At 59.3% G+C, this 22,781-nt stretch carries 35 protein-coding genes; 2 read left to right on the top strand and 33 right to left on the bottom strand.

All coding sequences use genetic code 11. The features are described from left to right. Positions 1 to 3: 3 nt before the first annotated feature. Together ACFSNN_RS39805 and ACFSNN_RS39800 are read right to left on the bottom strand one after the other, a co-directional pair. Positions 4 to 2,217, bottom strand: coding sequence for a cytochrome c biogenesis protein ResB (locus ACFSNN_RS39805; RefSeq protein WP_134457649.1), 2,214 nt, complete (start codon positions 2,215 to 2,217; stop codon positions 4 to 6). Positions 2,218 to 2,418: 201 nt separating this feature from the next. Then, positions 2,419 to 3,072: a c-type cytochrome gene (locus ACFSNN_RS39800; RefSeq protein WP_012434559.1), complete on the bottom strand. Its 654-nt coding sequence runs from the start codon at positions 3,070 to 3,072 to the stop codon at positions 2,419 to 2,421. Between the two features lie 264 nt (positions 3,073 to 3,336). Here ACFSNN_RS39800 and yihA point away from each other — a divergent pair, with 264 nt between their 5' ends. After that, entirely contained in the window at positions 3,337 to 3,990 is a 654-nt protein-coding gene (yihA, locus tag ACFSNN_RS39795) for a ribosome biogenesis GTP-binding protein YihA/YsxC (protein WP_134457648.1), read from the top strand. Between the two features lie 250 nt (positions 3,991 to 4,240). Beyond that, positions 4,241 to 5,239: a porphobilinogen synthase gene (gene hemB, locus ACFSNN_RS39790; protein ID WP_134457647.1), complete on the top strand. Its 999-nt coding sequence runs from the start codon at positions 4,241 to 4,243 to the stop codon at positions 5,237 to 5,239. 306 nt (positions 5,240 to 5,545) lie between these two features. Here the strand turns inward: hemB and dsbD are convergent, their stop codons facing one another. The 31 genes from dsbD to rpsJ all read right to left on the bottom strand — a co-directional run bounded on the left by dsbD (position 5,546) and on the right by rpsJ (position 22,595). Then, a complete protein-coding gene (dsbD, locus tag ACFSNN_RS39785) occupies positions 5,546 to 7,426 on the bottom strand; it encodes a protein-disulfide reductase DsbD (RefSeq protein WP_134457646.1) in 1,881 nt (626 codons plus the stop codon). Then, positions 7,419 to 7,751, bottom strand: a complete 333-nt coding sequence (cutA, locus tag ACFSNN_RS39780; protein ID WP_134457645.1) for a divalent-cation tolerance protein CutA — start codon at positions 7,749 to 7,751, stop codon at positions 7,419 to 7,421. The genes dsbD and cutA overlap by 8 nt, the downstream gene beginning before the upstream one ends. 166 nt (positions 7,752 to 7,917) lie before the next feature. Next, positions 7,918 to 8,310, bottom strand: a complete 393-nt coding sequence (rplQ, locus tag ACFSNN_RS39775; protein WP_006052227.1) for a 50S ribosomal protein L17 — start codon at positions 8,308 to 8,310, stop codon at positions 7,918 to 7,920. 170 nt (positions 8,311 to 8,480) lie between these two features. Continuing rightward, positions 8,481 to 9,458 (bottom strand): DNA-directed RNA polymerase subunit alpha, encoded by a 978-nt coding sequence (locus ACFSNN_RS39770; protein WP_006052226.1) that lies wholly within the window; start codon positions 9,456 to 9,458, stop codon positions 8,481 to 8,483. A gap of 124 nt (positions 9,459 to 9,582) precedes the next feature. Next, positions 9,583 to 10,206: a 30S ribosomal protein S4 gene (rpsD, locus tag ACFSNN_RS39765; protein ID WP_012434565.1), complete on the bottom strand. Its 624-nt coding sequence runs from the start codon at positions 10,204 to 10,206 to the stop codon at positions 9,583 to 9,585. Positions 10,207 to 10,353: 147 nt separating this feature from the next. After that, a complete protein-coding gene (gene rpsK / locus ACFSNN_RS39760) occupies positions 10,354 to 10,758 on the bottom strand; it encodes a 30S ribosomal protein S11 (RefSeq protein ID WP_006052224.1) in 405 nt (134 codons plus the stop codon). Between the two features lie 28 nt (positions 10,759 to 10,786). After that, on the bottom strand, positions 10,787 to 11,152 hold the full coding sequence (gene rpsM / locus ACFSNN_RS39755; RefSeq protein ID WP_012434566.1) for a 30S ribosomal protein S13: 366 nt from the start codon (positions 11,150 to 11,152) through the stop codon (positions 10,787 to 10,789). A 41-nt stretch (positions 11,153 to 11,193) separates the two neighbouring features. Beyond that, positions 11,194 to 11,310, bottom strand: a complete 117-nt coding sequence (gene rpmJ, locus ACFSNN_RS39750; protein ID WP_004199844.1) for a 50S ribosomal protein L36 — start codon at positions 11,308 to 11,310, stop codon at positions 11,194 to 11,196. 20 nt (positions 11,311 to 11,330) lie between these two features. After that, positions 11,331 to 11,549 carry a translation initiation factor IF-1 gene (gene infA / locus ACFSNN_RS39745; protein ID WP_004521905.1) on the bottom strand — a complete coding sequence of 73 codons (219 nt, stop codon included), beginning with the start codon at positions 11,547 to 11,549 and terminating at the stop codon, positions 11,331 to 11,333. 8 nt (positions 11,550 to 11,557) lie between these two features. Further along, positions 11,558 to 12,904 carry a preprotein translocase subunit SecY gene (secY, locus tag ACFSNN_RS39740; RefSeq protein WP_134457644.1) on the bottom strand — a complete coding sequence of 449 codons (1,347 nt, stop codon included), beginning with the start codon at positions 12,902 to 12,904 and terminating at the stop codon, positions 11,558 to 11,560. A 46-nt stretch (positions 12,905 to 12,950) separates the two neighbouring features. Continuing rightward, the gene (rplO, locus tag ACFSNN_RS39735) at positions 12,951 to 13,385 is read right to left on the bottom strand and encodes a 50S ribosomal protein L15 (protein ID WP_012434567.1); all 435 of its coding nucleotides are present in this window, start codon (positions 13,383 to 13,385) and stop codon (positions 12,951 to 12,953) included. Positions 13,386 to 13,414: 29 nt separating this feature from the next. Continuing rightward, complete coding sequence (gene rpmD / locus ACFSNN_RS39730; RefSeq protein WP_007180126.1) at positions 13,415 to 13,597, bottom strand: 50S ribosomal protein L30; 183 nt, start codon at positions 13,595 to 13,597, stop codon at positions 13,415 to 13,417. Positions 13,598 to 13,607: 10 nt separating this feature from the next. After that, a complete protein-coding gene (gene rpsE, locus ACFSNN_RS39725) occupies positions 13,608 to 14,126 on the bottom strand; it encodes a 30S ribosomal protein S5 (RefSeq protein WP_006052219.1) in 519 nt (172 codons plus the stop codon). Positions 14,127 to 14,140: 14 nt separating this feature from the next. After that, positions 14,141 to 14,506 carry a 50S ribosomal protein L18 gene (rplR, locus tag ACFSNN_RS39720; protein ID WP_012434568.1) on the bottom strand — a complete coding sequence of 122 codons (366 nt, stop codon included), beginning with the start codon at positions 14,504 to 14,506 and terminating at the stop codon, positions 14,141 to 14,143. A 12-nt stretch (positions 14,507 to 14,518) separates the two neighbouring features. Then, positions 14,519 to 15,049 carry a 50S ribosomal protein L6 gene (gene rplF / locus ACFSNN_RS39715; RefSeq protein ID WP_012434569.1) on the bottom strand — a complete coding sequence of 177 codons (531 nt, stop codon included), beginning with the start codon at positions 15,047 to 15,049 and terminating at the stop codon, positions 14,519 to 14,521. Positions 15,050 to 15,067: 18 nt separating this feature from the next. Further along, positions 15,068 to 15,463: a 30S ribosomal protein S8 gene (gene rpsH, locus ACFSNN_RS39710; RefSeq protein WP_006052216.1), complete on the bottom strand. Its 396-nt coding sequence runs from the start codon at positions 15,461 to 15,463 to the stop codon at positions 15,068 to 15,070. Positions 15,464 to 15,477: 14 nt separating this feature from the next. Beyond that, a complete protein-coding gene (gene rpsN, locus ACFSNN_RS39705) occupies positions 15,478 to 15,783 on the bottom strand; it encodes a 30S ribosomal protein S14 (RefSeq protein ID WP_006052215.1) in 306 nt (101 codons plus the stop codon). A 7-nt stretch (positions 15,784 to 15,790) separates the two neighbouring features. Next, positions 15,791 to 16,330 (bottom strand): 50S ribosomal protein L5, encoded by a 540-nt coding sequence (rplE, locus tag ACFSNN_RS39700; RefSeq protein WP_006052214.1) that lies wholly within the window; start codon positions 16,328 to 16,330, stop codon positions 15,791 to 15,793. Positions 16,331 to 16,347: 17 nt separating this feature from the next. Continuing rightward, positions 16,348 to 16,656, bottom strand: a complete 309-nt coding sequence (rplX, locus tag ACFSNN_RS39695) for a 50S ribosomal protein L24 (protein WP_006052213.1) — start codon at positions 16,654 to 16,656, stop codon at positions 16,348 to 16,350. 9 nt (positions 16,657 to 16,665) lie between these two features. Beyond that, positions 16,666 to 17,034 (bottom strand): 50S ribosomal protein L14, encoded by a 369-nt coding sequence (gene rplN, locus ACFSNN_RS39690; RefSeq protein ID WP_006052212.1) that lies wholly within the window; start codon positions 17,032 to 17,034, stop codon positions 16,666 to 16,668. 290 nt (positions 17,035 to 17,324) lie between these two features. Beyond that, positions 17,325 to 17,597, bottom strand: coding sequence for a 30S ribosomal protein S17 (rpsQ, locus tag ACFSNN_RS39685; RefSeq protein WP_007180129.1), 273 nt, complete (start codon positions 17,595 to 17,597; stop codon positions 17,325 to 17,327). Beyond that, the gene (gene rpmC / locus ACFSNN_RS39680; protein WP_007180130.1) at positions 17,594 to 17,788 is read right to left on the bottom strand and encodes a 50S ribosomal protein L29; all 195 of its coding nucleotides are present in this window, start codon (positions 17,786 to 17,788) and stop codon (positions 17,594 to 17,596) included. Before rpmC ends, rpsQ begins: the two co-directional genes overlap by 4 nt. A 10-nt stretch (positions 17,789 to 17,798) precedes the next feature. Further along, entirely contained in the window at positions 17,799 to 18,215 is a 417-nt protein-coding gene (gene rplP, locus ACFSNN_RS39675; RefSeq protein WP_007180131.1) for a 50S ribosomal protein L16, read from the bottom strand. Positions 18,216 to 18,217: 2 nt separating this feature from the next. Next, entirely contained in the window at positions 18,218 to 19,024 is an 807-nt protein-coding gene (gene rpsC / locus ACFSNN_RS39670; RefSeq protein WP_012434570.1) for a 30S ribosomal protein S3, read from the bottom strand. 11 nt (positions 19,025 to 19,035) lie between these two features. Beyond that, positions 19,036 to 19,368, bottom strand: coding sequence for a 50S ribosomal protein L22 (gene rplV, locus ACFSNN_RS39665; protein ID WP_007180133.1), 333 nt, complete (start codon positions 19,366 to 19,368; stop codon positions 19,036 to 19,038). Positions 19,369 to 19,375: 7 nt separating this feature from the next. Continuing rightward, positions 19,376 to 19,651 (bottom strand): 30S ribosomal protein S19, encoded by a 276-nt coding sequence (rpsS, locus tag ACFSNN_RS39660; RefSeq protein WP_004199273.1) that lies wholly within the window; start codon positions 19,649 to 19,651, stop codon positions 19,376 to 19,378. A gap of 10 nt (positions 19,652 to 19,661) precedes the next feature. Next, complete coding sequence (rplB, locus tag ACFSNN_RS39655; RefSeq protein WP_106314050.1) at positions 19,662 to 20,489, bottom strand: 50S ribosomal protein L2; 828 nt, start codon at positions 20,487 to 20,489, stop codon at positions 19,662 to 19,664. Between the two features lie 2 nt (positions 20,490 to 20,491). Next, complete coding sequence (rplW, locus tag ACFSNN_RS39650) at positions 20,492 to 20,806, bottom strand: 50S ribosomal protein L23 (protein WP_007180135.1); 315 nt, start codon at positions 20,804 to 20,806, stop codon at positions 20,492 to 20,494. Further along, complete coding sequence (gene rplD / locus ACFSNN_RS39645) at positions 20,803 to 21,423, bottom strand: 50S ribosomal protein L4 (RefSeq protein WP_007180136.1); 621 nt, start codon at positions 21,421 to 21,423, stop codon at positions 20,803 to 20,805. The genes rplW and rplD overlap by 4 nt, the downstream gene beginning before the upstream one ends. After that, positions 21,423 to 22,082 carry a 50S ribosomal protein L3 gene (gene rplC / locus ACFSNN_RS39640; RefSeq protein ID WP_134457643.1) on the bottom strand — a complete coding sequence of 220 codons (660 nt, stop codon included), beginning with the start codon at positions 22,080 to 22,082 and terminating at the stop codon, positions 21,423 to 21,425. The genes rplD and rplC overlap by 1 nt, the downstream gene beginning before the upstream one ends. A 201-nt stretch (positions 22,083 to 22,283) precedes the next feature. Beyond that, positions 22,284 to 22,595 carry a 30S ribosomal protein S10 gene (gene rpsJ / locus ACFSNN_RS39635; RefSeq protein WP_006998489.1) on the bottom strand — a complete coding sequence of 104 codons (312 nt, stop codon included), beginning with the start codon at positions 22,593 to 22,595 and terminating at the stop codon, positions 22,284 to 22,286. Between the last annotated feature and the right edge of the window lie 186 nt (positions 22,596 to 22,781).

The raw sequence follows: 22,781 nt of genomic DNA, 5'->3' as shown, positions 1-22,781 counted from the left end.
ATCTTACCGGGTCGAATCTTGTGAGCTTGCGGACGGCGCGCCGGCGTTGCCGGATTGAGCGGCGGCGTCGGGTGCTTCAACGAGTTTGGCGCCCAGTGCGGCGCCTACCGCGTCGCGCGTCTGAACGAACTCTTTCTCGAAGTCGAGCGTCTTGCGCGCGCTCGACATTGCCATCACGACATTCGTGCCGTGTTCGGTGTCTTTGAGCCAGAACCAGAGGCGCCGTTCGCGGACGTAGAACATCGAAAAGATGCCCAACACGAGGAGCAGGCTGCCAAGATACACGACTTTTTTGCCCGGCGCGCGCGTCAACTGAAATACCGAAGCTTGCACCTGCTTGAATGAGTCAAGTTGCAAGTAGACCGGCGATCCATACAAAAAGCTGTCGGATATCGCGTTGATCGAACTCTGGATGAAGCGGCTGGCGTCCGCATTGGCCGTTGCCTGGGGCTCGCCGAGTTGCTGGCGGGACAGCTGATACAGGTCCCACGTCGAGCCTTCCAGCATGCGCAGCAGCAGACCGGCGGCCTTTTCCTGCTCGCCCTTCGGCACCGAATGGTCGATAAAACCGGCGATCGCCTGGAAGCCGCCGACCGTCTGGCCGTTCGGCATCTTGATGCTGTTATCCGCGCCCGCAAAAAGGGTCAGCACGCGCAGCGCGCTTTCTTCGAGATGCTGCTGCAGCTCCGCATTCGAGCCGGGCACCGAGCGCAGCGCGAAACTGTGCGCCGCCGAAGCGCGCATGGCCGGATCTTCCAGCGCCGCGCGCAGGTTCATCCATTCCTTGACGGTGCCGCCGCTGTCGGCGGGAATGCGCAGGTAGCGGAACGGATCGTCCGGGTTCACGCGCATGCCGGCGAGGAACATCTTTTCGCCGGATACATCCACCGGCAGCATGTAGTTGTTGTATTCGCGCGCCTGGCCGTCCTTGTCGCGCACCTTGTATTGCACCGACGGGCCGACGTTGTGCAGATCGAGCGGCTTCGAAGTCTTCGCGCCGGAGCCGAGGCGCTCGTCGAACGCTTCTTTCAGCGTACGGTGCGCCGCGACGCCGCGGGCGTCGGTCTGGCCGCTGCCGTTCTGGATGTTTTCGACGTTGATCGCGCGGAAATCCGTGAATTCGACCGTCTGGCCGTCGGCGAGCGGCGTGGCCGTGTTCAGCGGCGCGTTGCCGCCGATTGTCCCGCCGAAGGGCGCGGTTTTCGCACTTGCGCCGCTCATCGGGTAGGCGGTCATCTGCATCTGCGAACCGCCGTCCTGGAAGCTCGACTGATAGATCGACACGCCGTCGTAGGTGAACGGCTTGTTCACTTCGACACGTGCGGGCACGCGCGCGCCCGTCTTGTGGTCGACCACGACGATGTCGCTCGCGAACAGCTTCGGCATGCCCGTCGAGTAGTAATCGACGATGAACTTGTTCAGTTCGATCGAAAACGGCAGATCCTGGATCAGCGAGCCGTCGGGCTGGTTAAGGATCGCCGTGGACACGTGCTGGCCTTCCGGCACCCATGCATAGCCGCGGAACGTCGGATTCGTCTGCGACAGACGGTGGTCAGGCGTGATGTCGTTGATCACCGTGTTGGCGCGAATCGGCGACTTGTCGAACAGCCACATTTGCAGCTTGATCGGCAGATTGCTGTCCAGCAGACCGCCGAGGCAGATCACCACGATCGCGAGGTGAGCAGAGATGTAGCCGAACTTGGTCAACGCGCCGCGCTTGGCGGCGATCAAGGTCGCGCCGTCGGACTCACGGGTGACGAACTTGTAGCCGAGCTTCGCGGAGAGCCTCGCGAGCAACGCCGCGGTCTGCGCGCGCGAGCCATGCACCGCGAATTCGCCCTTGTGATGGAACGCGCGCAGGCTGCCTTCGCGGACCTTGTCCTTCCAGCTCTTTACGTCGGCGATCATTTTGGGCGCATTGCGAATCACGCACAGCGACACCGACACCATCAGGAAGCCGAGAATCAGCATGAACCACCACGAGCTGTACACCGTGTACAGGCTCAGCGAGCGGAAGATGTCCGCCCAGAACGGGCCGAACTGATTGACGTAATTGGGATACGGATCGTCCTGCGTGAGGACGGTGCCGATGATGCTGGCGATCGACAGAATCACGAGCAACGAAATGGCAAAACGCATCGAACTCAAGACTTCGACGACGCTGCGCATGACCCGATTGCCCGACTTCGACTGCAAACCCGACGTGGTGACGCTCATTCATACTCCGACTGAACAGCAAAAAAGGGTGAAGGGCTGTCGTAGGCACGACACCCTCACCCTTTTCTTGTTTTGTACCGACCTCGCCGGGCCGGTTGCACTTGCGTGCCGACTTGTGAGAAAACGCCGGGCCACCCTAGGTTTTCTCACGCCCCCGCAGGGGAACTTGGCGCAAAGCGCCAAGTTTGGGGGCACTCTATCCTAGTGCAAGCCCGCGATGTAATCGGCCACTGCCTTGATCTCACTATCCGACAGACGCGTTGCGATCGCATGCATCGGCTCATTGTTGTTACGCGCGCCCGGACCTTGCGTGAACGCCAGCAACTGCGCCACCGTGTATTCCGACCACTGCCCCGAAAGCCGCGGATACTGCGACGGAATCCCTTGACCGGTCGGCCCGTGACAGCTCGCGCACGCCGGCACGCCCTTGTCGGCGATCCCGCCCCGATAAATCTTCTGACCGAGCGGAACGGTGTCTTTGTTGTGCGCGTAGCCTGGCTTCGGGGTCTGCGCCGCGAAATAGGCAGCGACGTTGACCATATCCTGATCGGACAACGCTGCCGCCATGCCCGCCATGATCGCATTGTTGCGCGCTGGCTGCTTGGCGCCCGGCTGGGTCTTGAAGTCCTTGAGCTGCTTGACGAGATACTCAGGGTGCTGGCCCGCCAGCTTCGGGTATGCGCCGCCGGCACTATTGCCGTCTGCCCCGTGACATGACGCGCATACCTGCACCGCGATTGCCTGCCCCCGATTGACGTCCGGCTTTGCCGGTTCTGCTGCTCGTGCCTGAATTGCCAAACCTGAAAGACCTGCCGCTACATGAAGCACCATCAGAGTCTTGCTCAGTCGATTCATTCGCACACCCTGTCTCGTCTTGTGGGATTTTTAGAGAGCCCCTGGACCTGCCGCTGCGCGCCAGGTCCGGCGTTTTCTTGAAGGTTTTGCAAAACACGACGGCGACCGAGTGACCGCCAGGAGCCGCCAAGGCACGTGGGCTGGCCCCCTCAGGTTTTCAGTAAACCATCGTATTGTACAATAACTCGCTAATCGCTAAGACGCCAGTCGGGCTTGACCCGTCCCCACTCCGGGTTCCCCGGCGTCTCGAATCTTGGCCTGATCATGTCCTTCCTGCTCCACCAATCCCGCTTTTTTACGACGGTCAATCACTTGCGTGATCTGCCGGCCACTTCGCAACCCGAGATCTGCTTTGCGGGGCGCTCGAATGCAGGCAAGTCGACGGCCATCAATATTCTGTGCAATCAGAAGCGGTTGGCCTTCGCCAGTAAGACGCCGGGACGCACGCAGCATATCAATTACTTTTCGGTGGGCAAGGCGGATGAACCGACCGCGCATCTGGTCGATCTGCCGGGCTACGGCTACGCGGAAGTGCCGGGCGCCGCCAAGGCGCACTGGGAAGCGCTGCTGTCCACTTATCTGCAAACGCGCTCGCAGCTGCGGGGCATGATCCTGATGATGGACTCGCGCCGCCCGTTGACGGATCTGGATCGCCGGATGATCGAGTGGTTCGCGCCGACCGGCAAGCCGATCCACACGCTCCTGACCAAGTGCGACAAATTGACTCGCCAGGAAAGCATCAACGCATTGCGTGCGACGCAGAAAGGGCTGGCTGAATACCGCACCGCCGGTTATCAGGGCGAGCTGACCGCCCAGCTGTTCTCCGCGCTCAAACGTATTGGCATCGACGAAGCGCACGAGCTGATTGAAAGCTGGCTGATCCCCGGTGACAAGGGTGAAACGGACGCCGCCCAGTAAACGAGGCGAGCGTCGCCGGCGAGGGCAAAAAACGCTATTCCGGCCGCCCATAAAAAAACCCGCCGCTTTAACGGCGGGTCAAACAGCCTAATCGAAAAACGACAGGCACCCGCTCAGGGAGGAGAAGCGGGGAGGTCAGCGCAAGGCGCCTTGCTCGATCGGTATGATATACCATTGTCTCGAAAAGTTTCCGGGAGCGCAGGCAGGCGTTATTTGTCCACTCCACACATCCACGTTTCCTCGATTCGCTATGAGCTTCTATCCGCACCATCGTCCGCGCCGCATGCGCCGCGACGACTTCTCGCGCCGTCTGATGCGGGAAAACATCCTCACCACGAACGATCTGATTTATCCGGTCTTTATCGTCGAAGGCACCAACGTGCGGCAAGCCGTTCCGTCGATGCCGGGCGTCGAACGCGTGTCGGTCGATCTGCTGATGGGCGTGGCTGAACAGTGCGTCGAACTGGGCGTGCCCGTGCTGTCGCTGTTTCCGGCGATCGAACCGTCGCTGAAAACGCCCGATGGTCGCGAAGCGACCAATCCCGCCGGCTTGATTCCGCGCGCGGTTCGCGAGCTCAAGAAGAATTTCCCCGAGCTGGGCGTGCTCACCGATGTGGCGCTCGACCCGTACACAAGCCACGGCCAGGACGGCGTGCTCGACGAAACCGGCTACGTGATCAACGACGAGACCGTCGAGATTCTGGTCGAACAGGCGCGTGCGCAGGCTGAAGCGGGCGTCGATATCGTCGCGCCTTCGGACATGATGGACGGCCGCATCGGCGCGATCCGCGAAATGTTCGAGAGTGAAGGGCATGTCCACACACGCATCATGGCGTATGCGGCCAAGTTCGCATCGGCGTTTTACGGCCCGTTCCGCGACGCCGTCGGTTCCGCGACGAACCTCGGCAAAAGCAACAAGATGACCTATCAGATGGATCCGGCCAATTCGAATGAAGCGCTGCGCGAAGTGCAAGCGGACATCAACGAAGGCGCGGACATGGTGATGGTCAAGCCCGGCATGCCGTATCTGGACATCGTGCGTCGCGTGAAGGACGAGTTCCAGTTTCCGACGTACGTGTATCAGGTGAGCGGCGAGTACGCGATGCTGAAAGCGGCCGCGCAGAACGGCTGGCTCGATCACGACAAGGCGATGATGGAATCGCTGCTGGCGTTCAAGCGGGCGGGTGCCGACGGGGTGCTGACCTATTTCGCATTGGATGCCGCGCGGATTTTGCGTTCGCAGAAGTGACTCGACGAGACGCCTTGCGGGGCGTTTCGGGCGTTGTGATGAACGGAGGACGACTTGTGTGTTGTGCCTCCGTTTTTTGTTCAAGCGTTCGCGGTTGGTCTGCTTCGATCATGATCGGCTTGCGCTCGGCATGCAGCTGCGAACGCTGCGCTTCGCGCGCGATTCCCAGCTGCGCTGAGGTTGCCGCCTGACCGCGCATCAGTTCCCTGAGCTTGCTGAGCGATAGCGCGGCGGTTGACTGGCCGTCAATCGTCGCGGGCGGCACGCCGGGCGCCGCAGACGCCGCGATAGACCGGCCGCTACCCCTTACGCGCCGGGCGCACTCGCCCGATCCAAACTGCGCAAGAACTTATCCGCCGACTCGTACCCCACGACGCGCAGCACTTCCTTGCCACGCTGATCGAAAAAGATGATCCCCGGCGGCCCAAACAGGCTAAAGCGCTTGAGCAGCGCTTGATCGTCGATGTTGTTCGCGGTCACATCGGCGCGCAACAGGTTCATCTGCGTTAATTTCGCGTGAACACGCGGGTCGCTGAAGGTGAATTTCTCCATTTCCTTGCAGCTCACGCACCAGTCCGCGTAAAAATCGAGCATGGCGGGCTGTGCAGCCGATTTGACGGCCTGGTCGAGTTCATTCGATGAGCGAACCGGAGCGAACGTCAGATCGCCCTGTGGCGCGCTGTCCGGCTTATTCGACGCGCTCGCGACTCCTGTTTCCCCGCCACGCGCCGCCAGCACTGCAAGCGGACGCAGCGGATCGGAGGAACCCGCCGCCAGCCCGACCAGCAGGACTGCAGCCCAGATAGCGAGCGCAGCGCCAATGCCTCGGCCGAGGCTGCGCCACACGGAAGCCTCCACGGTCGGTGCCGAAAACAAGCCGAGAGAGGCCGAAGCGACCAACAACCAGAGCGCGCTCAAAAGCATCGTCGCCGTCGCGCCAAGCACCGGCCAAACGATCCATAACGCGGCCGCAAGCAGCACGACGCCGAAGAAGACTTTGACGCCGTCCATCCATGCGCCGGCACGCGGTAACAGCGTGCCCGCGCCAAAACCGAGAATCAGCAGCGGCACGCCCAGACCCAGGCCCATTGAGAACAGCGCCGCGCCGCCGAGCACCGCATCGCCCGTATGCGCGATGAACGCGAGCACCGCAAAGAGCGGCGCGGTCATGCATGCACCGACCACCAGCGCGGACAGCGCGCCCATGACGGCAACCGCCGCAAACTTGCCACCGGAGCGCCCGGACGACGCGCGCGAAACGCCGTCCTGCCAACGTTGCGGCAGCGCGATGTCGAATCCCGCAATCAGGGTCAGCGCGAAAATGGTCAAAAGTATGCCGAATGCTCCGAGCACCCACGGATTTTGTAGCCACGCGCCGAGACTCTGCCCGACCAGCGCAGCGGCGATACCAAGCGCCGTGTACACGAGCGCCATGCCGACAACATAAGCCAGCGACAGTGCGAATCCGCGGGCACGCGTCACGCGCGCACCTTCGCCGATGATGATCGCTGAGAGAATCGGAATCATCGGATACGAACAGGGGAGCAGACTGAGCACGGCGCCGGCGACGAAATAGAGCCCAACGATCGCGAAGAAGCCGCCGCCTTGCAGCAGCGACTGCGCGTAGTCGGCGCTGGTGGCGCGGTCGTACCACGAGGTGCCCGCTGCGGCGGTAGAAGGCTGCGCGACGTCGACTGCCGGGGCTGCCACGCTGCCGGCCGGCTGAAGTGCTGCGCCGCTCACGTGATACACGCGCTCCATCGGCGGATAGCAGATGCCGGCATCGGCACAGCCTTGCGACGTCACGGCCAGGTCGAACGGCCCGGCTGCCTGTTTAACGGGAATCCGGATCGTCAGTTCATTGCGATAGGTCTCGACGTTCTTGTTAAAAGTCTGATCGAATTTGATGTGGCCAGCCGGCAATTGCGGCTCGCCGATCGTGGTCGTGCCGTTGCGCGTCGCGAACGCGAAGCGCTCGCGGTACATGTAGTAGCCGTCCGCGATTTTGTAGGTCACGTCGACTTCGCCGGGCTTCTCCGACGCGCTGAATTTAAACGCGACCGCTGGATCCAGGAAATCGTCCGCCGCGCGGGCGAGCGTGCCGAACTGCGCGAAGATCAGGCAGCCGAACAGGATGAATACGGTGCGCAGCGCATTGCGCGCGCGCCGGTCGAGGCCTTTAAACATGGAGAGGACGTTGAGTTTCAGCAGTGATCCACTGGCCGTACGCGGCGGACGCCGTCGCTTGCCATGAGAGAATTTCCGGCGTGTCGTAGGGATGTCGAGCCTGAATGTACTGCTCGAGTTCAAGCGCCCGTGCCGCGCTGGTCTTGAACAGCAGCTGGATTTCCTGCGCGGTTTCAACCGCTCCCTGCCAGTGATAGCTCGACTGCACGGAGCCTGATTGCGTGACACAGGCGCATAGCCGCGCGGCCAGAGCATCCGCCGCAAGTTTCTGAGCCACGGCCGCATCCGGCACCGTCGTGAGAATCAAGGTCACATTCACGCTCACAGGAGGCTCCGGCACGGCACGATTCAGGTGCCGATATCGTATCACCTAGCCTTGTCTGCTCGCAGACCGCTCCGCGGCAATCATGCGGCGGATGGCTGCCGCCAACGCCCGGCGCTACAAACAAAAAAGCCAGGCTTGGCGCCTGGCTTTTTAGATGCTCGGAAACTTACTCAGCTTCTTGCACTTCAACTTCTTCAACTTCCGGACGGTCGAGCAATTCGACCAGTGCCATCGGAGCGTTGTCGCCAACGCGGAAGCCGAACTTCAGCACGCGCAGGTAGCCGCCCGGACGGGTAGCGTAACGCGGGCCCAGCACTTCGAACAGCTTCGTGACCGAGTCACGATCGCGCAGGCGGTTGAACGCCAGACGACGATTTGCCAGCGACGGCTTCTTGCCGAGCGTGATCAGCGGCTCAACGACTTTACGGAGTTCTTTTGCTTTCGGCAGCGTGGTCTTGATGACTTCGTGCTCGATCAGCGAGTTGGACATATTACGGAGCATTGCCAGACGGTGGCTGCTCGTGCGGTTCAGTTTCCGCAAACCATGACGGTGACGCATGTTAATTCCTTCGATTCAAAGTTTTGGTCCAGCTCTTCTATCGCACTCAGTTCACCCGAAGGTGTGAGTGCACGGGCCGGTAGTGAAAAAAGACAAGACGCGGATTTTAAAGGAAAATCCGCGTCTTTGCCAGTGCAGCGGCGGGTTCTGTCCCGGGACTACTTGTCGACTTACTTGTCCAACCCTGCCGGCGGCCAGTTTTCGAGTTTCATGCCGAGCGTCAAACCACGCGACGCCAGTACTTCCTTGATTTCGTTCAACGACTTGCGACCCAGATTCGGCGTCTTGAGCAACTCGTTTTCGGTGCGCTGGATCAGGTCGCCGATGTAGTAAATGTTCTCGGCCTTCAGGCAGTTCGCGGAACGAACCGTCAGTTCGAGATCATCGACCGGACGCAGCAGGATCGGATCGATCTGCGGCGCACGCGACGGCGCTTCAGCCGTTGCTTCGGTGCCTTCCAGTGCTGCGAAGACCGACAGTTGATCGACCAGAATGCGCGCCGACTGGCGGATCGCTTCTTCCGGCGAAATCACACCGTTGGTTTCGATGTTCATCACGAGCTTGTCGAGATCGGTACGCTGTTCGACGCGAGCGCTTTCAACGGCGTAGCTCACGCGGCGAACCGGCGAGAACGACGCGTCGAGCACGATACGGCCGATGATCTTGGCCGACTCTTCGCCATAACGACGCACATTGCCCGGCACATAACCGCGGCCCTTTTCGACCTTGATCTGAACGTCGAGCTTGCCGCCCTTCGACAGATGCGCAATCACGTGATCCGGGTTGATCACTTCGCAATCGTGCGCGAGTTCGATGTCGCCAGCGGTGACAACGCCTTCGCCTTCCTTGCGCAGCGTAACCGTCACTTCGTCACGGTTGTGCAGCTTGAACACCACGCCCTTCAGGTTCAACAACAGGTTGACCACATCCTCTTGCACACCGTCGAGCGTCGAATACTCATGCACGACGCCTGCGATCGTCACTTCGGTCGGCGCATAGCCGATCATCGACGACAGCAGCACGCGCCGGAGCGCGTTACCCAAGGTGTGGCCGTAACCGCGTTCAAACGGTTCCATGACCACTTTCGCATGGCTCTCACCAAGCGATTCAACAGCGATGATCTTGGGCTTCAACAAACTGGTTTGCATAGGTTTTCCTTTTCAATACCCTCGGCTCGTTACACCGATAAGGCTGACCGGTAACAACCTGAAAATAAACAGCCGAGACGCCTCCTTGCTTAGCGCAATCGAGGTGCCCCGGCCGTTAATCCGATTACCGCGAATACAATTCGACGATCAGGCTTTCGTTGATATCGCCAGCGATGTCGCTGCGTTCCGGCTTCTGCTTGAACGTACCTTCGAACTTCTTCGAATCGACAGCGACCCAGCTCGGCATACCGCCTTGCTCAGCCAGCGACAGCGCTTCGAGAATACGCGCCTGCTTCTTCTTCGTTTCGCGCACCGCGACGACGTCGCCCGCCTTCACTTGCATCGACGGGATGTTCGACACGACGCCGTTCACGACGATCGCCTTGTGGCTCACGAGCTGACGTGCTTCAGCGCGCGTGGAGCCGAAGCCCATGCGGTACACGACGTTGTCCAGACGCGATTCGAGCAATTGCAGCAGATTTTCACCCGTGTTGCCCTTCAGGCGGTCGGCTTCAGCGAAGTAACGACGGAATTGGCGCTCGAGGACACCGTAGATGCGCTTCACTTTTTGCTTTTCGCGCAGCTGCGTGCCGTAGTCGGACGTACGGGCGCCCGAGGTGCGGCCGTGTTGGCCGGGCTTGCTGTCAAGCTTGCACTTGTCAGCGAGCGAACGACGGGCGCTCTTCAGGAAGAGGTCAGTGCCTTCACGGCGGGACAGCTTGGCCTTAGGGCCGATATAACGTGCCACGTTGATTCCTTTGTTGATTGATTACGCGGATGCATGCACCCGCGCTAGTCCGAACCCTTTGGGCCGAACGGTGGGCTTAGTCAATTCAATAACGCAAGCAGCCTGCCGCCGCCCAAGGCGGCAACAGGCGCTAGCAAAATCGGCGTCTTAGATGCGACGACGCTTCGGCGGACGGCAGCCGTTATGCGGGACCGGGGTCACATCGGAGATCGCGGTGATCTTGATGCCAAGACCATGCAACGCGCGCACCGCCGACTCACGGCCAGGACCGGGGCCCTTGATCCGCACTTCGAGGTTCTTCACGCCGTATTCCATCGCCACGCGGCCAGCCGATTCGGCTGCCACCTGGGCTGCAAACGGGGTCGATTTACGCGAACCCTTGAAGCCCTGACCACCCGACGTTGCCCAAGCAAGTGCATTGCCTTGACGATCGGTGATCGTGATGATGGTGTTGTTGAACGACGCGTGAACGTGAACCACGCCCTCGGCGACGTTCTTCTTGACCTTCTTGCGAACGCGTTGCGCCGCGGAGTTGTTCGAAGCCTTAGCCATTACGTTTTCCTGTAACTGTCAGTTCCGCTTACTTCTTCAGCGATTGCGCTGCACGACGCGGACCCTTGCGCGTACGGGCATTCGTACGCGTACGTTGGCCGCGCAGGGGCAAGCCCTTACGATGCCGAACGCCACGGTAGCAGCCGAGATCCATCAGGCGCTTGATGTTCATCGTCGTTTCACGGCGCAGATCGCCTTCAACGATGAACTTGCCGACTTCTTCACGCAGCTTTTCGAGGTCTGCGTCGTTCAGGTCTTTGACCTTCTTCGAAAATGCCACACCAGCAGCGACGCAGATGTCGCGCGAGCGCGTGCGGCCGACACCGTAAATAGCCGTCAGGCCGATTTCGGTATGCTGGTGATTCGGGATGTTAACCCCTGCGATACGAGCCATTGTTTTTCCTCAAACAAAAAGCGCAGCAAAAAGCGCGGCGTTCAGCCTTGACGCTGTTTGTGGCGCGGATCAGAGCTGCAAATCACGCGCACAACGCCTTTGCGCTTGATGATCTTGCAATTGCGGCAAATGCGCTTAACCGATGCCATCACTTTCATGATATTACCCTTTTTTCAAATCACTTCGCCCGGAACACGATCCGCGCACGCGACAGATCGTAAGGCGTCAATTCAACCGTCACCTTGTCGCCCGGCAAGATTCGGATGTAGTGCATCCGCATCTTGCCGGATATGTGTCCCAATACGACATGGCCGTTTTCCAGCTTCACCCTGAAGGTAGCGTTAGGCAGGTTTTCGATGACTTCACCCTGCATCTGGATAACATCGTCTTTGGCCATAAGTCCTTTCAACGCATCGGGACGCCGCCGCCTTTGAAATTAGCTTTCTTCAGCAGCGATTCATACTGTTGCGACATAACGTACGACTGCACCTGCGCCATGAAATCCATTGTGACGACGACAATGATCAGCAGCGACGTTCCACCAAAATAAAACGGCACGTTCCAGCGCAGCACCAGAAACTCGGGCAGCAGACAAACAAACACGATGTAGATCGCACCGGCCAGCGTCAGACGCGTCAAGATGCGGTCAATGTATCGCGCCGTTTGATCGCCCGGGCGGATGCCTGGGACGAAAGCGCCACTCTTTTTCAGGTTGTCGGCCGTCTCCCTGCTGTTGAACACCAGTGCGGTGTAAAAGAAACAGAAGAAGACGATCGCCAACGCGTACAGCAACACGTACACGGGTTGACCGGGCTTGAGGGCTTCGGCCACATTGTGCAGCGTGTCTGCGAACCAACCGGTACGCGACCCAGAACTAAACCAGTTCAGGATGGTTGCCGGGAAGAGAATGATCGACGATGCAAAGATCGGCGGAATCACGCCCGACATGTTCAACTTCAGCGGCAGATGCGAAGACTGACCGCCGTAAATCTTGTTGCCGACTTGCCGCTTCGCGTAGTTCACAAGAATCTTGCGCTGGCCGCGTTCAATAAACACCACCAGATACGTAACAGCAGCAATCAGCGCGACGACGATAATCGCGGATACCGGGCTCATCGAACCGGTTTGCACCAGCGAAACAAGACCGCCGATCGCATTCGGGAAACCCGCTGCGATCCCGCCAAAAATAATGATCGAGATACCGTTGCCAAGCCCGCGCTCCGTGATCTGCTCACCCAGCCACATCAGGAACATCGTGCCGGTCACCAGCGTCACGACCGTCGTCAACCGAAAAACCATCCCCGGATCGATCACCAGGCCCGGCTGATTTTCCAACGCGACGGCAATGCCGAACGCCTGGAACGTCGCCAACAGGACCGTAAAGATACGCGTGTACTGCGTAATCTTCCGCTGACCCGCCTGCCCTTCCTTTTTCAGCGCTTCGAGTTGCGGCGAGACAATTGCCAGCAACTGCATGATGATCGACGCCGAAATGTACGGCATGATCCCCAGCGCAAAAATCGTGAACCGCGATAGCGCGCCACCCGAGAACATGTTGAACATGCCAAGGATGCCGCCCGACTGACTTTGGAACAGCTTTGCCAGTTGGTCCGGGTCAATACCCGGCACCGGAATATGCGCGCCGATTCGGTAGACGATCAGCGCCAGCAGCAGGAACACTGCCCGCCGACGCAGATCGCCGAACTTCGCCGCGCTGCGACCGGGTTTTGCGAGACTCGGGCTGTTAGCCAAGTACCTTCTCCGATGCAAATGCTAGTGACGGCAAATAACTTGCGCGTTACTCGGCGAACGAGCCGCCAGCTGCTTCGATAGCAGCGCGCGCACCTTTCGTCGCACCCAGACCCTTCACAACCACCTTACGCTTCAACTCGCCGGTCTTGATGATCTTGGCGCTCGTGATCATCTCGCCAATCAGGCCAGCTTGTTTCAGAGCCAACAGATCGATCTCGTCGACCGGCAGTTTTTCCAGATCCGAGAGACGCACTTCACCGACGAATTCCTTCGTCAGCGAGGTGAAACCACGCTTCGGCAGGCGACGTTGCAGCGGCATTTGACCGCCTTCGAAGCCAACCTTGTGAAAGCCGCCTGAACGCGATTTCTGACCCTTGTGACCGCGGCCAGCCGTCTTGCCCAGACCGGAGCCGATGCCACGGCCGACGCGACGCTTAGCGTGCTTCGAGCCTTCAGCCGGCTTCAGGTTATTCAATTCCATTATCAACTCCTTGAGTCCTGGTCAGCCGCTTAGCTGATGACCTTAACGAGGTACGAAACCTTGTTGATCATGCCGCGCACAGCCGGCGTGTCCTGCAACTCGCTAACCGAGTTGAGTCGGCGCAGGCCCAAGCCACGCACCGTTGCGCGGTGCGTTTCACGGGTGCCGATCAGGCTCTTGACGAGCTGGACCTTGACAGTTTTATCAGACATGGTGTCCACCTTAGCCCAGAATATCTTCGACGGACTTGCCGCGCTTCGCCGCGATGTCGCCCGGCGTGGACTGCTTGCGCAGACCGTCGAGCGTTGCACGAACGAGGTTATACGGGTTCGTCGAACCGTGGCTCTTGGCCACAACGTTCTGCACGCCCATCACGTCGAACACTGCGCGCATCGGGCCGCCAGCGATCACGCCGGTACCGTCCTTGGCCGGAGCCAGGAGGACCATCGATGCGCCGTGCTTACCGTGCACTTCGTGTTGCAGGGTACCGTTCTTGAGCGGCACCTTGAACATGTTGCGGCGAGCCTGTTCCATCGCCTTCTGAACAGCGACCGGCACTTCCTTCGCCTTGCCCTTGCCCATACCGACGCGGCCATCGCCGTCGCCAACCACGGTCAGCGCGGCGAAACCGAGAATCCGGCCACCCTTCACGACCTTGGTCACGCGATTGACCGAAATCATTTTTTCACGAAGGCCGTCGTCGCGTTCGTCAGCCTGAACTTTCGCTTGCATCTTTGCCATGACGAATTCTTCCCTTAGAACTTGAGTCCGGCTTCGCGCGCCGCATCAGCCAGCGCTTTCACGCGGCCGTGGTAACGGAAACCCGAACGGTCGAAGGCGACGGATTCGATGCCGGCAGCCTTAGCCTTTTCTGCGATGCGCTTACCGATCAGGGTCGCAGCATTGACGTTGCCGCCCTTGCCAGTCTGATCAGCCAGTTGCGCACGCACTTCGGCCTCGAGCGTCGACGCGCTGGCGAGCACCTTGGTGCCGCACGGCGAGAACACTTGCGCGTAGATGTGCGTGTTCGTGCGATGCACGGCGAGACGCGCGACCTGCAGCTCAGCGATCTTGATACGCGTCTGACGAGCGCGGCGCAGGCGAGATTGAGTCTTATCCATGATTGCGCACCCTTACTTCTTCTTCGTTTCTTTGAGGATCACAACCTCATTGGCGTAACGCACACCCTTGCCCTTGTAGGGCTCCGGCGGGCGATAGCCGCGCACTTCTGCAGCGACCTGGCCAACTTGTTGCTTATTGATCCCCTTGATCACGATTTCGGTTTGCGTCGGGGTTTCAGCCTTGACGCCTTCCGGCATCTGGTGCACCACGGGGTGCGAGAAACCCAGCGACAGGTTCAGCTTGTCGCCTTGCGCCTGTGCGCGGTAACCAACGCCAACTAGCGTCAGCTTGCGCTCGAAACCCTTCGTCACGCCGTTCACCATGTTCGCAACCAGTGCGCGCATCGTGCCCGACATCGCATTCGCTTCGCGGCTTTCGTCAACCGGCTCGAAATTCAGCGTGCCGTTGTCGTTCACCACTTTCACGAGGCGGTTAGCCGCCTGCGTAATCGTACCCAGCGGGCCCTTGACGGTGATGCGATCGTCGCTCAGGGCCACTTCTGCGCCTTGCAGCGCGACCGGGCTTTTACCTACTCGAGACATGTTTCTCTCCTTTCGGCCTTAAGCGACGTAGCAGATGACTTCGCCGCCAACGCCCGTTGCGCGCGCCTTGCGGTCCGTCATCACGCCCTTCGGCGTCGACACGATTGCCACGCCGAGGCCATTCATGACCACGGGGATGTCGTTACGGCCGCGGTACACACGCAGACCAGGCTTCGAAACGCGTTCAATGCGCTCAATAACCGGACGGCCAGCGTAGTACTTCAACACGATGTTCAATTCAGACTTCGCACCTTCGGACTTCACTGCGAAATCATCGATATAGCCTTCGTCCTTCAGGACCTGCGCAATCGCAACCTTGACTTTCGACGAGGGCATAGTCACCGAGACTTTCTCAACCATCTGCGCATTGCGGATGCGAGTCAGCATATCGGCGATAGGATCACTCATGCTCATTTACGTTTCTCCTATTACCAGCTCGCCTTGGTCAGGCCAGGGATCTCGCCGCGGAACGCGATTTCGCGAATCTTGTTACGCGCCAGCCCGAATTTACGGAACGTGCCACGCGGGCGACCGGTAATTGCGCAACGGTTGCGCTTACGGGTCGGGTTAGAGTTGCGCGGCAGTTGTTGCAGTTCCAGACGTGCTGCGTAATGCTCTTCGTCCGACTTGCTCATATCGCCGATAATCGCTTTCAGCTCAGCACGCTTGGGAGCGTACTTAGCGGCCAGGCGAGCACGCTTCTTTTCACGTTCGATCAGTGCCAGTTTAGCCACGGTAACCTCAGTTTCTGAACGGGAACTTGAAGCTGGCGAGCAGAGCCTTTGCTTCGTCGTCAGTCTTCGCAGTCGTCGTGATGCTGATGTTCAGCCCACGCAGTGCGTCGATCTTGTCGTAGTCGATTTCGGGGAAAATGATCTGCTCTTTCACACCGATGTTGTAGTTGCCGCGACCATCGAATGCACGACCCGACACGCCACGGAAGTCACGCACCCGGGGGAGCGCAACCGTCACGAAACGGTCCAGAAATTCGTACATTGCCTGACCACGCAACGTGACCATTGCACCGATCGGATAGCCTTGACGGATCTTGAAGCCAGCGATTGCCTTGCGTGCCTTCGTGATCACCGGCTTCTGGCCGGCGATCTTCGTCAGGTCGCCAACGGCGTTTTCGATGATCTTCTTGTCAGCAACCGCTTCGCCAAGACCCATGTTCAGGGTGATCTTGGTGATGCGCGGCACTTCCATCACGGACTTGTAACCGAACTTCTCGATGAGGCCGGGTACAACCTTCTCTTTGTAAAACTCTTGCAAACGAGCCATTTTTTTACTCCGCAGCGTCAGGCGCTCAGCTCGGCACCGGTCGTTTTAAGGAAACGGACTTTCTTGTCTCCTTCGACCTTGATGCCTACACGCGACGCCTTGCCATTCGCGTCGACCAATGCGACGTTCGAAATTTGCAGCGGCATCGTCTTGGCTTCCACACCGCCCGTCGTACCCTTCATCGGGTTCGGCTTGACGTGTTTCTTGACGAGGTTGATGCCCTCGACAATCACTTTGCCCTCGCCAACGGACAGCACGACGCCGCGCTTGCCTTTATCTTTGCCGGTGATGACGATAACTTCGTCACCTTTGCGAATCTTGTTCATCGCGACTCCTTACAGCACTTCAGGTGCCAACGAAACGATCTTCATGAATCGTTCGCTGCGCAACTCGCGCGTGACAGGCCCGAAAATACGGGTGCCAATAGGTTCGAGCTTGGCATTCAACAACACAGCGGCGTTGCCATCGAACTTGATCAGCGAGCCGTCCTGACGGCGCACGCCCTTGGCGGTGCGAACCACCACGGCGTTGTAAATTTCGCCTTTCTTCACGCGCCCGCGCGGCGTTGCTTCTTTGACGGTCACCTTGATGATGTCGCCAATGCTGGCATAACGACGCTTCGAGCCGCCGAGCACCTTGATGCACATGACTTCACGTGCACCCGTGTTGTCGGCCACTTCAAGCCGAGTTTCGGTCTGGATCATGGTTTATCTTTCCCAACTTAATCCGGCCACACCACCATGGCGTACCCGGTCAGTCTTGGTCCCGTCAGCCAATCGGCTGCTTGGGTATGAACAGCAGCGACGGCAAACGAAACCCGCCATCGCAATCCGGTGAATCCTACGGAACAGACTGGCGCCCGAACCGCTTCCCCCACCAACTTCGCCCGCGACGGGGCTCCCATAAAAGAGGGAAGACCGAGATTATAACAAATAATCTCGGTCTTGCAAGCGAAACTTACTGCGATTTCAATTACTTCTACAACTTTGCGGCGTCAGATGACGCGAGCAGCCTCGACCAGGCGAGCCACAACCCAAGCTTTCGTCTTCGAAATCGGACGCGTTTCCTGGATTTCAACGAGGTCGCCCTCGTTATACGTGTTCGCATCATCGTGCGCGTGGTATTTCTTCGAACGCACAACGTACTTGCCGTAGATCGGATGCTTCACGCGGTGCTCGACCAGCACAGTGACCGTCTTGTCCATCTTGTTGCTGACGACCTTGCCGACCAGCGTCCGCTTGAGCGAGGTTTTTACGCTATCGTTCATTTCTGGTTCGCCTTCTCAGTCAGGACGGTCCGCACACGTGCGATGTCGCGACGGACCTTCTTCAGCTGGCTCGTGTTCGTGAGCTGCTGGGTCGCGAGTTGCATGCGCAGGCCGAATTGCGCCTTCAACAGGTCCGACAGCTCCTTGTTGAGCGCGGCCTGATCTTTCTGGTGAAGTTCGGAAGCCTTCATCATTTGCTCCTTAGGCGCCGAGCTGACGCACGATAAACGTCGTCTTGAGCGGCAGCTTAGCTGCAGCCAGACGGAACGCTTCGCGTGCCAGCTCTTCGGTTACGCCGTCCATTTCGTACAGCATCTTGCCCGGTTGAATTTCTGCGACGTAGTACTCAGGGTTACCTTTACCGTTACCCATCCGTACTTCGGCCGGCTTGTGCGAGATCGGCTTGTCCGGGAAGATGCGGATCCAGATGCGGCCACCACGCTTGATGTGACGCGTCATTGCACGACGTGCCGCTTCAATCTGGCGCGCGGTCAAGCGACCACGACCGATAGCCTTCAGGCCGAACTCACCGAACGACACCGCGTTGCCGCGAGTTGCGATCCCGGTGTTACGACCCTTCTGCTCTTTGCGATACTTTCTGCGTTTCGGTTGCAGCATCGTTATTCTCCAGTCTTCCCGTCGCCGCCGGCACCGCCAGCACGACGAGGAGCGCCACGGCGTGCACCTGCCGGGCCACCACCTTCACCATCGCGACGCGGACGGCGATCGCCACCCGGACGTGCGTTACGGCGCGGACGCTTTTCTTCGGCAACTTCTTCGACCACCGGTGCGTCGTTGCGGCCGAGCGTATCGCCCTTGTACACCCACACCTTCACGCCGATGATGCCGTACGTCGTCTTCGCTTCCGAAGTCGCGTAGTCGATATCGGCACGCAGCGTATGAAGCGGCACGCGACCTTCGCGATACCATTCCGTACGAGCGATTTCGATACCGTTCAGGCGGCCAGCGCTCATGATCTTGATGCCTTGAGCACCCAGACGCATTGCGTTTTGCATTGCACGCTTCATCGCGCGGCGGAACATAATCCGGCGCTCGAGCTGTTGCGTGATCGAATCCGCGATCAGTTGCGCATCGGTTTCCGGCTTACGGATTTCTTCGATGTTGACGTGAACCGGGACGCCCATGCGCTTTTGCAGCTCGGACTTCAGCAGTTCAATGTCTTCACCCTTCTTACCGATCACGACACCCGGACGCGAGCTGAAAATCGTGATGCGTGCGTTCTTTGCAGGACGCTCGATCACAACGCGGCCGACGGACGCGTTCTTCAGCTTCTTCTTCAGGTATTCACGAACACCGATGTCTTCCTGCAACATCGCCGCGAAATTGTTGTTGTTCGCGTACCAACGCGACGCCCAATTGCGGCTGACGGCCAAACGGAAGCCAGTCGGATGAATTTTCTGTCCCATCGTATGACCCCTTAATTCCCGACCGTCACAGTGATGTGACAGGATTGCTTCTCGATGCGGTTACCGCGGCCTTTAGCGCGCGCGGTAAAACGCTTGAGCGACGCAGCCTTGTCGATGTAGATGCTCGTGATCTTGAGCTCATCGATATCGGCGCCTTCGTTATGCTCCGCATTCGCGATCGCCGACAGCACGACCTTTTTCACGATTCCCGCAGCCTTCTTCGGCGAAAACGTCAGAACGTTCAGCGCCTTGTCGACCGGCAAACCGCGGATCTGGTCAGCCACAAGGCGCGTTTTCTGCGCCGAGATGCGGGCACCGCGATGAATTGCTTTCACTTCCATCATGAGCCCCTTATTTCTTAGCCTTCTTGTCGGCTGCATGACCCTTGAACGTACGGGTCAGTGCGAACTCGCCAAGCTTGTGGCCGACCATGTTTTCCGAGATGTACACCGGAACGTGTTGACGGCCGTTATGAACGGCGATCGTCAGACCGATGAAATCCGGGAGGATCGTCGAACGGCGCGACCAGGTTTTGATCGGCTTCTTATCCCGCGAAGCTGCTGCCGCCTCAACTTTCTTCAGCAAATGGGCGTCGCAGAACGGACCTTTTTTTACAGAACGTGCCATTGCCTACTCCTTAACGCTTGTGACGGCGCTGGACGATCATGCTCGTCGTGCGCTTGTTGCTGCGGGTGCGATAACCCTTAGCAGGCGTGCCCCAAGGGCTCACCGGATCGCGACCTGCAGCCGTCTTGCCTTCACCACCACCGTGCGGGTGATCGACCGGGTTCATTGCAACGCCACGCACCGTCGGGCGGATACCGCGCCAGCGGTTCGCGCCAGCCTTACCGATTTGACGGAGGCTGTGCTCTTCGTTGCCAACTTCACCAATCGTCGCGCGGCATTCAACGTGAACGCGGCGGATTTCACCCGAGCGCAGGCGGACCTGTGCGTAGATGCCTTCACGAGCCAGCAACATCGCCGACGTACCAGCCGAACGCGCCATTTGCGCGCCCTTGCCCGGCAGCATTTCGATGCAGTGAATCGTCGTACCGACCGGAATGTTGCGGATCGGCAGCGTGTTGCCTGCGCGGATCGGAGCTTCCGAACCCGACATCAGCTGCTGGCCAACCGTCACACCCTTCGGAGCGATGATGTACTTGCGCTCGCCGTCTGCGTACAGAACCAGCGCGATGTTCGCGCTACGGTTCGGATCGTACTCAAGACGTTCGACCTTCGCTGCGATACCGTCCTTGTTACGGCGGAAATCGACGACGCGATAGTGATGCTTGTGACCACCGCCCTTATGACGGGTGGTGATGTGACCGTTGTTATTACGGCCGGCGGTCGAGGATTGCGAGTCGAGCAGCGGTGCGTACGGCTTGCCCTTGTGCAGTTCCTTGTTGACCACCTTGACCATCGCACGGCGACCCGGCGAAGTCGGCTTAACTTTAACGATTGCCATGATTACTTGGCCTCCGCTTCAAAGTTGATTTCCTGGCCGGGCTTCAGGCAGACGTACGCCTTCTTCACGTCCTTGCGCTTGCCCATGAAGCGGCCAAAGCGCTTGGCTTTGCCCTTCGAGACCAGCACGTTGACGGAATTGACTTCCACCTTGAACAGCAGCTCGACTGCAGCTTTCACTTCCTGCTTCGTGGCATCGGGCGCGACTTCGAACACGACTTGCTCGTTCTTGTCGGCCACCAGCGTCGCCTTTTCGGAGATCACCGGCGCGAGCAGGACCTGCATCAAACGATGATCGTTCTTGCGAATCTCGCTCATGACAGCAACTCCTCGATCTGGGCGACCGCAGCCTTCGTGATCAGGATCTTCTTGAAGTAGATCAGCGACAGCGGGTCGGCGTAACGCGGCTCGACAACTGCCACATGGGCCAGGTTGCGCGACGCGAGGTACAGGTTTTCGTCAACCGTGTCGGTAATCACCAGCACGGAGTCGAGACCCATCGCCTTGAATTTTTCGGCCAGCAGCTTCGTCTTCGGCGCTTCGAGCGTCAGCTCGTCGACCACCGAGATGCGGCCTTCGCGGGCCAGCTGCGAGAAGATCGAGCAGAGACCTGCGCGATGCATCTTCTTGTTGACCTTGTGCGAAAAGTTTTCTTCCGGCGAATTCGGGAAGATCCGGCCACCGCCACGCCACAGCGGGCTCGACGACATACCGGCACGGGCGCGGCCCGTACCTTTCTGGCGCCACGGCTTCTTGGTCGTGTGCTTGACTTGCTCACGGTCCTTCTGCGCGCGGTTGCCGCTACGGGCATTCGCTTGATACGCGACCACCACCTGGTGAATCAGGGCTTCGTTGTAATCGCGGCCGAACACGACGTCCGACGCGCTAACGCCTGCACCTTCCTGACCATTGGCATTCAGGAGCTTAAGTTCCATTATTTCGCTCCTTTCACGGCACGCGTCTTCACGGCCGGCGTAACGAATACCTTGCCACCCTTCGCACCCGGAACCGCGCCCTTGACCAGCAACAGCTTGCGGTCAGCGTCGATACGAGCGATTTCGAGGTTTTGCACGGTTACCGTATCGTCACCCATGTGACCGGTCATGCGCTTACCCGGGAAAACACGACCCGGATCCTGCGCCATACCGATCGAGCCCGGCACATTGTGCGAGCGCGAGTTACCGTGCGATGCACGGCCGGATGCGAAGTTGTAACGCTTGATGGTACCGGCGTAGCCCTTACCGATCGACACGCCTTGCACGTCGACCTTCTGGCCTACTTCGAACAGGTCGGGACCGACCACGGTGCCGTTCGACAACTCGGCAGCCTTGGCAGCATCGATCTGGAATTCTTTGAGGATTTCACCGGCTTGAACACCGGCTTTGGCGAGATGACCGGCCAACGGCTTCGTCACGCGCGATGCACGGCGCGTACCGAATGCAACCTGCACGGCCGCGTAGCCGTCGGTTTCAACAGTCTTGATCTGCGTCACGCGGTTGTCGGACACGTCCAGCACGGTAACGGGAATCGAATCCCCTTCTGCCGTGAAGATACGGGTCATGCCAACCTTGCGACCTACGAGTCCAAGGCTCATCGTTTTCTCCATTCCCGACTGCGATTGGTCGGGGCTAATTTACAAAATGCCGGTGCCGTTTCGGGCATGAATTCATGCCGCAGCACACCGACTTTTTTGCGCAAATGCGCGAAAAGCCCACTATTATAGCGAGGCTTTTCGTTTTCCGCAAGCAATCAATGACTTAGCGCTGCCCGGCACGCCAGGCAACACTTTGAAGCTTTATTGCAGCTTGATTTCGACGTCCACGCCAGCCGGCAGGTCCAGCTTCATCAGTGCGTCAACGGTCTTGTCCGTCGGATCAACGATGTCCATCAGGCGTTGGTGGGTACGAATTTCGAGCTGATCGCGCGACGTCTTGTTGACGTGCGGCGAACGCAGGATGTCGAAGCGTTGAATGCGGGTCGGCAGGGGCACCGGACCACGAACGATTGCGCCAGTCCGCTTTGCCGTGTCGACGATTTCAGCTGCCGATTGATCGATCAGGCGATAGTCGAAAGCCTTCAGGCGAATGCGGATTTTCTGGTTCTGCATGACAATTCCTTGGAAAAGAGCGAGGCGGTATTGCACCGCCAGACAATAAAAGAACGTAGAGCCGGGTGCCCGCTGAGGGCCGGCGCCCGGCTCCGGGCACCACTTACAGCAAAAACGTCAATCCGCGATTTTACTCGAGAATCTTGGCAACCACACCTGCACCGACCGTACGGCCGCCTTCGCGGA

The organism is Paraburkholderia dipogonis, assembly GCF_042680985.1.
Classification (GTDB): domain Bacteria; phylum Pseudomonadota; class Gammaproteobacteria; order Burkholderiales; family Burkholderiaceae; genus Paraburkholderia; species Paraburkholderia phytofirmans.
The sequence above is the reverse complement of the archived record's forward strand: the minus strand, read 5'-3'. Positions and strand labels throughout refer to the sequence as shown.